The organism is Azospirillum sp. B510 (assembly GCF_000010725.1).
In the GTDB taxonomy this organism is placed as follows: domain Bacteria; phylum Pseudomonadota; class Alphaproteobacteria; order Azospirillales; family Azospirillaceae; genus Azospirillum; species Azospirillum lipoferum_B.
The window spans coordinates 764,647-777,707 of the sequence record NC_013855.1; the positions used below are offsets into that span (position 1 = coordinate 764,647).

Annotated in this window: 7 protein-coding genes and 2 pseudogenes; 5 read left to right on the forward strand and 4 right to left on the reverse strand. The window is 64.3% G+C overall.

From position 1 onward, the window contains the following. Positions 1 to 6 precede the first annotated feature (6 nt). The 3 genes from pheS to AZL_RS18565 all read left to right on the forward strand — a co-directional run bounded on the left by pheS (position 7) and on the right by AZL_RS18565 (position 4,208). Positions 7 to 1,041, forward strand: coding sequence for a phenylalanine--tRNA ligase subunit alpha (pheS, locus tag AZL_RS18555; protein WP_012976024.1), 1,035 nt, complete (start codon positions 7 to 9; stop codon positions 1,039 to 1,041). Positions 1,042 to 1,071: 30 nt separating this feature from the next. Continuing rightward, complete coding sequence (locus AZL_RS18560) at positions 1,072 to 3,426, forward strand: phenylalanine--tRNA ligase subunit beta (RefSeq protein WP_012976025.1); 2,355 nt, start codon at positions 1,072 to 1,074, stop codon at positions 3,424 to 3,426. A 71-nt stretch (positions 3,427 to 3,497) separates the two neighbouring features. Then, positions 3,498 to 4,208 (forward strand): formyltransferase family protein, encoded by a 711-nt coding sequence (locus AZL_RS18565; RefSeq protein WP_012976026.1) that lies wholly within the window; start codon positions 3,498 to 3,500, stop codon positions 4,206 to 4,208. A gap of 66 nt (positions 4,209 to 4,274) precedes the next feature. Here the strand turns inward: AZL_RS18565 and AZL_RS34465 are convergent, their stop codons facing one another. Continuing rightward, complete coding sequence (locus AZL_RS34465; RefSeq protein WP_012976027.1) at positions 4,275 to 5,138, reverse strand: helix-turn-helix transcriptional regulator; 864 nt, start codon at positions 5,136 to 5,138, stop codon at positions 4,275 to 4,277. Between the two features lie 482 nt (positions 5,139 to 5,620). Further along, positions 5,621 to 6,121, reverse strand: coding sequence for a recombinase family protein (locus tag AZL_RS18575; protein ID WP_086935439.1), 501 nt, complete (start codon positions 6,119 to 6,121; stop codon positions 5,621 to 5,623). Between the two features lie 406 nt (positions 6,122 to 6,527). Here AZL_RS18575 and AZL_RS37530 point away from each other — a divergent pair, with 406 nt between their 5' ends. Both AZL_RS37530 and AZL_RS18585 read left to right on the forward strand, forming a co-directional pair. Then, on the forward strand, positions 6,528 to 11,576 hold the full coding sequence (locus tag AZL_RS37530; RefSeq protein WP_148219482.1) for a beta strand repeat-containing protein: 5,049 nt from the start codon (positions 6,528 to 6,530) through the stop codon (positions 11,574 to 11,576). A gap of 349 nt (positions 11,577 to 11,925) precedes the next feature. Beyond that, a pseudogene (locus AZL_RS18585) lies at positions 11,926 to 12,261 on the forward strand (DUF4158 domain-containing protein); the annotation flags it as partial. Between the two features lie 43 nt (positions 12,262 to 12,304). Here AZL_RS18585 and AZL_RS34470 read toward each other — a convergent pair. Together AZL_RS34470 and AZL_RS36620 are read right to left on the reverse strand one after the other, a co-directional pair. Next, positions 12,305 to 12,808 (reverse strand): GNAT family N-acetyltransferase, encoded by a 504-nt coding sequence (locus AZL_RS34470; protein ID WP_012976031.1) that lies wholly within the window; start codon positions 12,806 to 12,808, stop codon positions 12,305 to 12,307. A gap of 98 nt (positions 12,809 to 12,906) precedes the next feature. Beyond that, positions 12,907 to 13,029: pseudogene (locus AZL_RS36620) on the reverse strand (recombinase family protein); the annotation flags it as partial. Positions 13,030 to 13,061: the final 32 nt, after the last annotated feature.

A 13,061-nucleotide genomic window follows, 5' to 3' on the forward strand; every position in this document is an offset into this window, starting at 1 on the left:
TGTGTCATGAGCACGAATACGGAGCTGCTGCAAAACCAGCTCGCCGCGGAACTGAGCGAAGCGCGGGAGCCGAAGGACATCGAAGCCCTGCGCGTCAAGTATCTCGGCCGGCAGGGCCTGATCGCGGGCGAGGTTCGCGGAACCGACTTCTCGACCCTGAGCGAGGAGGAGAAGCGGGAGGCCGGCCGCCGGGTCAGCAGCCTCAAGGCCTTTGCCGAAGCGGCGATCGGCGAAGCTCGTGCCAAGACGGAGGAGCGCGCCGCACGGGCGCGCCGGCGGGGACTGGTCGACCTGACCCTGCCCGGCACGGGTGCGCGGGCCGGCAGCCTGCACCCCGTCACCCAGACGCAGATGTTCCTTGAGGACGTGTTCCAGAGCATGGGCTTCCGCGTCGAGACCGGTTTCGAGGTCGAGGACGAATTCTACAATTTCGACGCCCTCAACATCCCCGGCGACCATCCGGCGCGCGACATGCACGACACCTTCTGGCTGGAGGACGGGCGGCTCCTGCGCACCCACACCTCGGCGACGCAGGTTCGCGCCATGCGCATGTACGGTGCGCCGCTGCGCGCGGTCTTCCCCGGCCGCTGCTTCCGCAACGAGGCGACGGACACCTCCCACGAGACCACCTTCCATCAGTTCGAAGGCCTCATGATCGACGAGGACGTGACGGTCGCCACCGTCCTTGCGGTGATGGAAGCGCTTCTCCGGCAGGTCTTCGGCCGGGAGGTGAGCGTGCGCCTGCGGCCCGGCTACTTCCCCTTCGTCGAACCGGGCTTCGAACTCGACCTGCGATGCCTGATCTGCGGCGGCAACGGGTGCCGGGTCTGCAAGCAGACGGGCTGGGTGGAGCTGATGCCCTGCGGAATGGTCCATCCGAACGTGTTGCGCGCCGGCGGGATCGACCAGGACCGCTATCGCGGCTTCGCCTTCGGGCTTGGCCTGACGCGGCTGACGATGATGAACTTTTCGATTCCCGACATCCGGCTCCTTGGCTCGGGGGACCTGCGTCTTCTCGATCAATTCCCCGCCGTTCTGTAACCGACCCGCCGCTGCCGTAAAGGGAAGAACATGCTCATCTCCTTGAATTGGCTGGGAGATCACGTCGATCTCACCGGCCTCGCCCCCGAAGGGATCGCCGAGCGCCTCACCGTCAGCTGCGCCGAGGTCGAGGGACTGACCGAGGTGAAGATCGCCTCGGATTTCGCCGTGGTCGCCCGCATCCTCGCCGCCAGGCCGATCGACGGCGGGCTCGAACTCGAACTCAACGCCGGTGGCGGGCAGCGCGTGACCCTGCGCCATGCCGCGGCACCCGGCTTGGCCGAAGGGCGCCATGTGGCCTATGGACCGCCGGGTTTCCCCTGGCCGAATGGCGGCGAATGCAGGGAAGGCGGCCTCGTGTCGATGGCGGCGCTCGGTCTCGGCGAAGACGTCGGGCCGATCCTCTGTCCCGCGGACGCGTCGCCGGGCACCCCGCTCTCGCGCTTCATTCCGACCGGCGACACGCTGATCGAGATCGACAACAAAAGCGCGACCCACAGGCCGGATCTCTGGGGCGTCTACGGCTTCGCGCGTGAACTTGCCGCCATCCTGCGGCGTCCGCTCACCCCGCTCGACACGGCCGACCTGCCGCGGTTCGGCGATTTGCCCGATCTGCCCGTCGCCAACGAAGCCGCCGGCGATTGCGAGGTGCTGACCGGCTTCGCAGTGGACGTCGCGGACCTGCCGGTGACGCCGCTGCCGGTCCAGGCGCGCCTCGCGCTCATGGGCATCCGGTCCGCCGGTATCCTCGTCGACGCCACCAACTATGTCATGCTGGAGACCGGCCAGCCCACCCATGCCTACGACCGCGACGTGGTGAGCGGACTTGCCGTGCGCATGGCCGGCAAAGCCCGCGATTTCGTCACGCTGGACGGACGCGGGCGGCGGCTGGAGCCGGAGGATCTCGTGGTCTTCGCCGGCGACACGCCGGTCGGCCTTGCCGGCATCATGGGCGGCGCGCGGAGCGCCGTCGGCGACGGTTCGACGAGGATTCTGATCGAAGCCGCGCAGTTCCGCGCCGCACGGGTGCGCCGCACCGCCGGCCGGCTGGGCCTGCGCACGGAAGCGAGCCAGCGCTTCGAAAAGAGCCTGGCCCCGGGAATGGCGAGCCTCGCGCAGGCGCGCATCTTCCGGCTGCTCGAAGCCTGGGGTGCCGCCCCGGCGGCCCGCAGCCGGCTTTGCGTGCAGGGCGACGCCGGGCTGACCCCGCGCCGGATCACGATGCGGACCGACGAGATCAGCCGCAACGCCGGCACCGCGATCCCCGACGCCGAGATCGACCGCATCCTGGGCGCGCTGGGCTTCGGGATCGAGCGCGGCGACGGACAGCTGGCCGTCACCGTGCCGCCGCACCGCAGCCGACAGGACATCGGGCTGCCGATAGACATCGTCGAGGAAGTGCTGCGCATCTTTGGATATGCCAATATCGCCCCGCGGCTGCCGACGGCGCGGATCGCGCCGGTCGATCCGAACGCCGGGCAGATGCGGCAGCGCAAAATCCGGCGGCTGCTCTCCACCGGCCACGGCTTCGCCGAGGTGCAGACCTACCTGTGGACCGACGACACCTGGCTGCGCGAGATCGGCTACGAGCCCGAAGGCGCGCTGCGCCTGCGCAATCCGGTGGCCCCCGACAAGGGGCGGTTGCGCACGACGCTCGTGCCGAATCTCCTCGATGTCGCACGGAGCAATGCCGGCCATCGGACCGACTGCGCGATCTACGAGATCGGCCGCGTGGTGCTGCCCAGCACGACCCCCCATCGCGAAGTCGACCGGCTCTGCGGCGTCAGCCTGCGGGCCGGGCGCGACGACACGCTCGAAAGCCATTACCGCGAAATCAAGGGCATCCTGGAGAAGATCGTCGCCGCCACCGGACGCGGACGGCTGCGAACGCTGCCGATCGAACCGCCCGACGCGACCCTGCCCTGGCAGGTGCCCGACCTGACGGCGACGCTTGCCGACGATACAGGCCCGATCGGCACGATCGGGGTCCTGTACGGCCCGATCCGCGACAAGGTGGCGACCGGGCGGCAGGTGGTCTGGTTCGAGGTCGACCTGGAACGGCTGACCCAGCCCGGCTATCCGGCCGCCGCGTTCAGACCCTTTTCGGAATATCCAGGCTCCACGCAGGATTTCTCGGTCCTCTGGAATCCGGAGCGGGGGTTTGCCGCGCTTGAAACGGTTCTCGAAGGCTTCACCCATCGCCTGGTGCGCAAACGCGAATTCCTCATGACCTATCGCAGCAAGGATTTGGGGCCGGACGGGCAAAGCTACACCTTCCGCTATTTCCTCGCCGACCGCGAAAGAACGCTGGATGGGGAGGATTTGGAGCAGTTCCGCCATGCTATGCTGGGGTATCTCGCAACCCACGGCATCACGCTGCGATGAGAAGCCGCACACCGCCCGATCCCGATATCCCGCTTCGGACATCTTTTGCTTCGGACACTTGGAGCCCCCGAATGAAAATCGTCATTGCAGGACAGAAATGGTTCGGCACGGAAGTGTTTCGCGCCCTGTCGCCGATGGTACAGGTCGTCCTCGTCAGCGCGCCGCGCGGCGACCGGCTGATGGAGGCGGCCCGGCAGGCCGGTATCGACACCATCGAGGCGGGGTCCCTGACCTCGCGCACCATGCCGGACGACGTCGACCTGATCGTCGCCGCCCATTCCCACGATTTCATCAGCGAACGGACGCGCCTGCGCGCCCGATACGGAGCGATCGGCTATCACCCGTCACTCCTGCCGGTTCACCGCGGGCGCGATGCGATCGAATGGACCATCCGGATGCGCGACCGTATCACGGGCGGCACCGTCTATCGTCTGAACAACCGCATCGACGGTGGGCCGATCCTTGCCCAGGAGCACGTCCACGTGCAGGTCGGGGACACGGCGGCGGATCTCTGGCGCCGCGCCCTCGGCCCTTTGGGCGTGAAGCTCCTGACACAGACCGTGCAGCGCTTTCTGGAGCACGGCTACATCCACGGTGTCGAGCAGGACGAGGCGCTCGCCACCTGGGAGCCGTCGATCGGCCGCGCGCCGCTGCACCGGCCCGACCTGTTTCTGCTCGAGGATCTGCGCCAGAGCGCGGTCGGTCCCGGCAGGATCCCGGTGCGTGACCCCCACGGGAAGATCGAAACCCGGAGCCTGTCCGGCGCGTCGGTCGGCGCCTGACGAACGATCGGACAAGCGTCTCCCTCCGCCGCATGGCGGAGGGAGACGGCAAAGGGGCGCAGGCGGTCAGATCAGCCCTTCACGGACCGCCTGCGCCGCGGCCTGGACCTTGGTCGCGGCATTCATTTTCTGGCAAGCATTGCGCAGATAGAAATTCACCGTCTTCTCGCTCAGGCCGAGAACCATGCCGGTTTCCCAGCTGGTCTTGCCGCGCGATGCCCAGTCCAGAACCTCCCGCTCCCGGGGGCTGAGCTTGCAGGGAACCTCTTCCGCATCGTCGGGTTCGGAGCTGACCATCGCACTGTGCAGCGCGAGGGAGAAATGAATGAAATCGGGGATGATCCTCGGCCGGCGCACCCGCCAGACCGCGGGATCGTCATTGGATTGCAACGAGACGATGGCAAGCCGCTGATGCATGTCCCGCAAGGAAAACGTCACGCCCTGGAGGCGGATGCCATAGCAGAGCGCATCGGCTATGAAGTCCTCGACACCCGAGTCGGTTTTGGGAAGCTGATCCCAGTCCACCGGCATGGTCGCGCGCCGCGCCGCGCTGAGCACCGGGTCGATGTTTTCATAGCGACGGTCAAAATAGCGCATCCGCCATTTTTCACTGTATGTCGTCAGAAGATTCACGTGACGGTCGGGAGAAGACGTGCACTGCGTACCAAAATATGTGACATTGAACGGCCCCACACTGTCTATGATCCTGCTTAGAAAATGTGATTTGTCCTTGCTTCTCTTGAAGTCATCGAAATAATCCATGAATCGGCAATAAAGGACCGAATCCTGTCTCGGTAATCGGCCACTCCTGCTTAATATTCTGAATTTCCCCTGTCTCATCCCACCCTCCCAAGCTGTCGGAGGCTCTTGCCCCATGAGAGTGCAACCCGGATCGGTATGATCGGAGACAGAAACTACTGACGGAGGCATTACCTGTCAACATGGCGGAGTTTCATAGAAAGCACTACTTATCTTGGCTAGCGCGCTCCATTGGAATAAATTCATGCCTATGAATGCGGGGAACGGGAACCTTCAAAGCAAATTTTTATGTGTATTTACTCAGGATAGGCTCTTTGCGGAAGCAATGGCTGCCTTTGATAGGGGGCCGGAACCCAACTGAGCCGTTCATTATCAACCACGTGAAGTGTTGATAATGAATCGTCATTAACAATTCTGAGGGGTTCTCTGAATACTTTTGTACTACTGTAATGAGCATATGGCCGATCCGATGGACGTTGGTCCACAAAGCCCGGGCTGGTGGTCAGGAAGGCGAGCGGGTATAGAGGCGGGCCGCTGAAGTCGAGCCGCTGATGCCGGACAAGGCCAACGAACCCCGCCGCCACAAGATCCCGAAGGCCCGGTACTGATCTTGCCCCGGTTCAGTGGACAGGGGTTCACGCAGATCTTAGGAACTACGCCAAATTAGGTGCGTTGTTTTGTGATCTTGAGGCGATTGTGTAGTTCCGTAGCTTGTCCTCGGTCACCACCGGCGTGCGCCCGCCCTTCCGGCCACGGGCGACGGCAGCGACCAAACCGGCACGGGTCCGTTCCCGGATGAGGTCACGCTCGAATTGGCCAAGAGCGCCGAAGATGTGGAACACCAGCCGGCCGCCGGGTGTGGTCGTGTCGATCGCTTCGGTCAGCGACCGAAAGCCGACGCCACGGGCCTCCAGCATGTTCACGGTCTCGATCAGGTGCGGCAGCGACCGGCCGAGACGGTCCAGCTTCCAGACCACCAGACTGTCGCCGGCCCGCGCGAAGGCGATGGCCGCCGCCAGCCCAGGTCGATCAGCCTTGGCTCCGGATGCTTGATCCTGAAAGACCCGTTCGCAGTCCGCCTTGGCCAAGGCGTCGAGTTGCAGAGCCGGTTCCTGATCAGCGGTCGAGACTCTGGCATAGCCGATGTTGGCCACCATCCGCTCCGTTTGTCCGGAAACCCGTCCGACAAACTATGTGTCCGGAAAGCCGTCGTCAACGCGGGTTTCCGGACAGTTTGGCGGCTGGCTGTCAAACGGCCGATTGGCGGACGAGCAATGTCATGTTGCTCAACTCACGCAAGAATTGACTTCATGTGCATTCGATCGGTACAGCTAACTCTCCATTTGCTTAGGGTGCTGCTGTCCAATGTCCATCCTAACGGGAAGAAATGAAATAAATACGCCCTTCGGTCGCGCGACATGATCGGCAGATTGAACGTCCGCCTGCCGTAGCCGCGATGTGGAACCTGAAAGACCTGTCCGTCGGAAAGACTTTTGGCGGATAGAAGTCCGAATTGCACGGTCAGAAAATACAATCAGAACATTACTAGGAGAATCAGCGATGGCGTCCAACTTGAGTTCATGGACTTTTCAGTCTGAGCGCTGGGTGAACACGACGACGGCGAATGATCAAAGCGTTCCCAACATCGCCTCCTTCCACGACGGCAGCTCGGTGATCGTTTGGATGTCCATGGGCCAGGATGGCAGCGGCGCCGGCGTGTACGGGCGTCGGCTGGATGCGTCCGGCAATCCTGTCGGCGGCGAGTTCCGCATCAACACCACCACCGCTGGGGACCAGGCGATGCCGACGGTCCTGGCCAACTCCGACGGTAGCTTCGTCGTCTACTGGCAGACCGGGACAAATCCAAATGTCGACATCGTCGGTCAGCGCTATGACGCGGCCGGAAACGCGTCTGGTAGCGAGTTTACCGTCAATTCTACCATTGCTGGAAGCCAGATTTGGCCTACGGTTAGTCCGCTTGCCGGCGGTGGACACCTCGTCTCTTGGTTCACCATGAACGCGGACGGAACCGTCCAGTCGATCAACGCCCGTCGCTTCGATGCTGCGGGAGCCGCGGTCGGCCAGGACTTCCTGGTCGGCACCGTCGGGGGCGGGGTGGGGGTGAATTGGTCGCCGACGATCACGGGCTTGGCCGATGGCGGCTTCGTTGCCTTGTGGAAGAAGCCGGACGGCAGCGGCACGGGCATCTTTGGGCAACGGTTCGATGCGACCGGAGCGATGCAGGGGAGTGTCTTCCAGGTCAATGCGACCACCGCCTATGACCAGCAGCTGCCGAGCGCGGTGGCGCTGCCCGACGGTGGCTTCGTCGTGACCTGGACCTCGGCCAATCAGGACGGTGGCGGGAACGGCATCTTCGGACAACGCTACAACGCGGCCGGAGGCAAAGTCGGCGGGGAATTCCTGGTCAACACCGCAACTGCTGCCAATCAGTACGACAGCCGGATGGCATCCTTGCCCGACGGTGGCTTTCTGGTGATGTACACGGCGGGCGACAACCAGGATGGCAGCGGTGCCGGTATATTCGGGCAGCGTTACGACGCCAATGCCGTGCGTGTCGGCGGCGAGTTCCGCCTGACCGATACGACCGCGGGCAACCAGTATCAGCAAGCCATGGCTGTCCGCGACGACGGCAGCATCGTCACCGCCTGGGCTTCTCCGGATGGGAGCAGCCAGGGGATCCAGTCGCGCATCATCGCCCCGGTACTCCCCGGAATTTTGCCGAGTGGCGAGCGCTGGGTGAACACGACGACGGCGAACGACCAAAGCGTTCCCAACATCGCCTCCTTCCACGACGGCAGCTCGGTGATCGTCTGGATGTCCATGGGCCAGGATGGCAGCGGCGCCGGCGTGTACGGGCGTCGGCTGGATGCGTCCGGCAATCCTGTCGGCGGCGAGTTCCGCATCAACACCACCACCGCTGGGGACCAGGCGATGCCGACGGTCCTGGCCAACTCCGACGGTAGCTTCGTCGTCTACTGGCAGACCGGGACAAATCCAAATGTCGACATCGTCGGTCAGCGCTATGACGCGGCCGGAAACGCGTCTGGTAGCGAGTTCACCGTCAATTCTACCATTGCTGGAAGCCAGATTTGGCCTACGGTTAGTCCGCTTGCCGGCGGTGGACACCTCGTCTCTTGGTTCACCATGAACGCGGACGGAACCGTCCAGTCGATCAACGCCCGCCGCTTCGATGCTGCGGGAGCCGCGGTCGGCCAGGACTTCCTGGTCGGCACCGTCGGGGGCGGGGTGGGGGTGAATTGGTCGCCGACGATCACGGGCTTGGCCGATGGCGGCTTCGTTGCCTTGTGGAAGAAGCCGGACGGCAGCGGCACGGGCATCTTTGGGCAACGGTTCGATGCGACCGGAGCGATGCAGGGGAGTGTCTTCCAGGTCAATGCGACCACCGCCTATGACCAGCAGCTGCCGAGCGCGGTGGCGCTGCCCGACGGTGGCTTCGTCGTGACCTGGACCTCGGCCAATCAGGACGGTGGCGGGAACGGCATCTTCGGACAACGCTACAACGCGGCCGGAGGCAAAGTCGGCGGGGAATTCCTAGTCAACACCGCAACTGCTGCCAATCAGCACGACAGCCGGATGGCATCCTTGCCCGACGGTGGCTTTCTGGTGATGTACACGGCGGGCGACAACCAGGATGGCAGCGGTGCCGGTATATTCGGGCAGCGTTACGACGCCAATGCCGTGCGTGTCGGCGGCGAGTTCCTCCTGACCGATACGACCGCGGGCAACCAGTATCAGCAAGCCATGGCCGTCCGCGACGACGGCAGCATCGTCACCGCCTGGGCTTCTCCGGATGGGAGCAGCCAGGGGATCCAGTCGCGGGTTTTGAAGACGGCTTTCCCCTACGACACCCTGTATGGCAGCTTGGGCAACGACACGCTTGTCGCAGGCATTAGCCGAACTCGGATCTTCGGGCTCGATGGAGATGATCTGCTTCAGGGCAACGGGAGTTCCGATTACCTCGACGGAGGCAACGGAAATGACACCATTGTCGGAGGCGCGGGGGATGTTTTCATCGGGGGCGCTGGTGTCGACACGCTGATTTTCGACTCCCCAACGGCCCTGACCCTGGACGTTGGTGGCAGTGGTTTTGAGGTGGTCTATGGGAATGTCGGCAATGATCGTCTGTGGACGTCACTGTCCGGACCACTCACTGCATTCGGTGGCGCAGGGAACGACACCCTGATCGGTGGTACGGGCAACGACACGCTGGATGGTGGAAGCGGAACGGATTCGTTGGTGGGTGGCATCGGTGACGATGTCTATGTCGTCGATAATGTCAGCGACGTGGTGACCGAACTGGCTAACGAAGGCACCGACGAGGTGCGCACGACGCTGAACGCCTACACCCTGGGCGCCAACGTCGAGAACCTGACCTTCATCGGCAGCGGAGCCTTCACCGGGACCGGCAATGGGTTGGCAAACATCCTCCAGGGCGGTGCCGGAAACGACACTTTGGACGGTGGCGCCGGGATCGACACCCTGCGCGGCGGTGCCGGCAACGACACTTACCTCGTGAGCGACATCGGCGACGTCATTGTTGAGAACGCCGGTGAGGGAACCGACGAAGTGCGCACTGGTCTGTCCAGCTACACTCTGGCGGCCAATATCGAAAACCTCACCTACACTGGGACGGCAGCCTTCACCGGCATTGGCAACACCGGCAACAACCTCATCATCGGCGGAGCGGGCAACGACAGCCTGACCGGCGACGCCGGCAACGACACGCTGGATGGCGGAGCCGGGGCCGACACGCTGATCGGCGGCACCGGCAATGACACCTACATCGTCGACAACGCAGGTGATGTCGTCACCGAACTGGCCGGCCAAGGCACCGATACGGTGCGCACCAGCCTCGCCAGCTACACCCTTGTGGCTAACGTCGAGAACCTCGTCTACACCGGCACCGGTCCCGTTACCTTCACCGGCAATGCCCTGAACAACAGCCTGACCGGCGGCGCAGGAGCCGATCTGCTGACCGGGCTGGACGGCAACGACACGCTGAACGGCGGGGCCGGCGCCGATACCCTGATCGGCGGCACCGGCAACGACACCTATGTCGTTGACAACGTCGGCGACGTGCTGGTGGAACTGCCCGACGAGGGCATCGACACCGTGCAGAGTTCGATCAGCCACACCCTGTTGGCCGACTTCGAGAACCTCACCCTGACCGGCTCAGCCGCCCTCACCGGCACCGGCAATGCGCTGAACAACCTGCTGACCGGCAATGGGGCGGCCAACCTGCTGACCGGTCTGGAGGGCGACGACACGCTGAACGGCGGCGGCGGGGCCGACACGCTCATCGGCGGTACCGGCAACGACCTCTACGTCGTCGACAATGCCGGCGACGTGGTGACGGAACTGGTCGGCGAAGGGATCGACACGGTGAACGCCTCGATCAACTGGACGCTGGGCGCCAACATCGAGAACCTGACGCTGACCGGATCGGCGGCGATCAGCGCCACCGGCAACGAGCTGAACAACGTGCTGACCGGCAACAGCGGCGCCAACCTGCTGGACGGCGGGCTGGGAGCAGACAGCATGGCCGGCGGGGCGGGCAACGACGTCTACATCGTCGACAATGCCGGCGACGTGGTGACGGAGTTGGCCGGCCAGGGCACCGACGAAGTCCGCACCAGCCTCTCGAGCTATCTGCTGGGCGCCAACATCGAGGCCCTGACCTACACCGGCACCGGCGACTTTGCCGGCACCGGCAATGCACTCGACAATTTGCTGACCGGCGACCTCGGCAACGACACGCTCAGCGGCGGAGATGGGGCCGACACCCTGGATGGTGGGGCTGGGAGCAACCTGCTGATCGGTGGGGCCGGCAACGACGTCTATCTCGTCGGAGGCCTCGGCGATCAGGTGGTCGAACTGGCCGGCGAAGGCATCGATGAGGTGCGGACCGCCCTGACCGGCTACACCCTGACCGACGGGGTGGAAACCCTGACCTACACGGGCGTGGCGGCGTTCGCCGGCACCGGCAATGCACTGGACAACCTGATTGCGGGTGGTGCGGGCGCTGACACGCTGGATGGTGGACTGGGTGCCGATACCCTGATCGGCGGGCTCGGCGACGACGTCTATGTGGTCGACAGCGTCGGCGACACGGTGATCGAAGGGGCCGATGCCGGCATCGACGAGGTTCGCACCACCCTGTCGGCCTTCACGCTGGGCGACAATGTGGAGCGGCTGCTGTTCCAGGGCGGCGGCGATGCCGTTGGCATCGGCAACGGGCTGGACAACTGGCTGACGGGGAATGCCGGGAACGACACGCTCGATGGCGCCGCCGGCAATGACACCCTGCTGGGCGGCCTGGGCACCGACATGTTGACCGGCGGCAGCGGCGCCGATCTGTTCGTATTCGCCTCCGGGGACGGCCAGGACACCATCACCGACTTCGACGCGGCGCAGGGCGACCGGATCGGTCTGGCGGCCGGCCAGAGCTACAGTGTGGACACCAACGCCAATGGCGACGCGGTGATCGTCTATGGGACCAGCGATATCGTCACCCTGGTCGGCATCCAGCCTGCCGCGGTGTCGAGCACCTGGTTCGTGACGCTCTGAACCGGCAATGGGGGAGGCTCGGGCCTCCCCCTTGCTCGCTCAGGCACCGTGTCCGTCAAAGGGTGGCGAAACGGACACTCTGATCCAGGCGGATCAGAGTGTCGCGAAAAGGGCTATAGCCACCTCGTCGGCATGCCGGCGGCGATCATATTTTTCGCGCGTGCGGCGATGCGCACGGTAGAATTCTCCCGTGAACGGGTGTCGCGAAAAGGAGCTGTCTGGGTGTCCGGCCGATGTCGCAGAAAGGGGCTGGCGCGACTTTCAGGCTTCCTCATTCCTTTCGGGTGTACCGTGACAGCGCAGCCTCGGTTTCACTATGGTCCCGCCGACACGAACGGAGGGGATGAGTATGGCGCGTCGGCGGCTGCTGACCGAGGAGCAATGGGCGAGCTTTCTGGCGGTCCCGGACGATGAGCGCGCCATGGTGCGCCACTACACCCTCGGCCGGGACGACCTCGATATCATTGCCCTCCGGCGGACGCCGCACACCCGCCTGGGCTGCGCGGTTCTGCTCTGCTATCTCCATCATCCGGGGCGGATTCCCGGACCGGAAGAGCGCCCACCCACCGCGCTGCTGGAGTTCGCGGCCCGGCAGGTGGCCGCCGAACCGGACGACTTCATCGCCTACAGCCGACGCGACCAGAACCGGCGCGAGCAGGTCGCCGCGATCATGGCACGAAGCGGGGTGACGCCATAGGACGGGCAAGAATATACGCTAAGCGGACAAATCAGGAACGCTCGCGGCTGATGGCACCACCGCTTGGACTGACGTGTGGACGCCAACAGCTATTCCGCGGATGGAAAATATGCGTGTGGCCGTTGCATGGATCCGGCATGAAACCAAGCGCTTCCCAGAATGCCGAGGCATCAGCGGTGCCGGCGTTGACCATCACTTGGCATTCCAAGGATTGGGATCTCTCAAGAAGAGAGAGGGCCAACTTGCGGCCGATGCCGCGGTGCCGAAGCGACGGTCGCACATAGAAGCGCCGCATACGTAAGGCGCCCATTACAGCAGAATCGATGGTCATCCCTCCGATACCAGCCAGTTCGCTTCCAACATAGGCGGCGAGCAATACCTCTCCTTCACGGGCGAAGCGCTGCCTGTGCGATATCCACTCGGTCACGAGCCGCTCCAGGAATCGGTGGCCCTCGCAAGCTGCCTCGGCTCGTAGAACGTCGATACCCAGGGGTAAGCCATAAAGGACAGGGGCGAGATGAACTGCCGAATTCATTCGTTGGCCTCAGCCACATCACGGTGCCGTTTCACGATATCCGTCACGGTATTCTTGCTGAGCCCCAGTTCCCGGCCGATCAGACGATAACTGCGACCCTTGAAAACGCCCACCACTTGGTAGTCGGCGCGGGCGGCGAAGGCGAGGAGGTCGCGCTCTTGTCGCGCGCAGGACTGGTCGGCGGTGGAGACCCGGCAGTAGAGGGCGGCACGCTGTCCCATTTGAACCCTCCCGGATTCATGCCCGGCAAACC

Excerpts from the sequence above, each read along its gene's own strand:
- pheS (WP_012976024.1), top strand. The coding sequence starts at position 7 with ATGAGCACGAATACGGAGCTGCTGCAAAACCAGCTCGCCGCGGAACTG.
- AZL_RS18560 (WP_012976025.1), top strand. The coding sequence starts at position 1,072 with ATGCTCATCTCCTTGAATTGGCTGGGAGATCACGTCGATCTCACCGGC.
- AZL_RS18565 (WP_012976026.1), top strand. The coding sequence starts at position 3,498 with ATGAAAATCGTCATTGCAGGACAGAAATGGTTCGGCACGGAAGTGTTT.
- AZL_RS34465 (WP_012976027.1), bottom strand. The coding sequence starts at position 5,138 with ATGCCTCCGTCAGTAGTTTCTGTCTCCGATCATACCGATCCGGGTTGC.
- AZL_RS37530 (WP_148219482.1), top strand. The coding sequence starts at position 6,528 with ATGGCGTCCAACTTGAGTTCATGGACTTTTCAGTCTGAGCGCTGGGTG.
- AZL_RS34470 (WP_012976031.1), bottom strand. The coding sequence starts at position 12,808 with ATGAATTCGGCAGTTCATCTCGCCCCTGTCCTTTATGGCTTACCCCTG.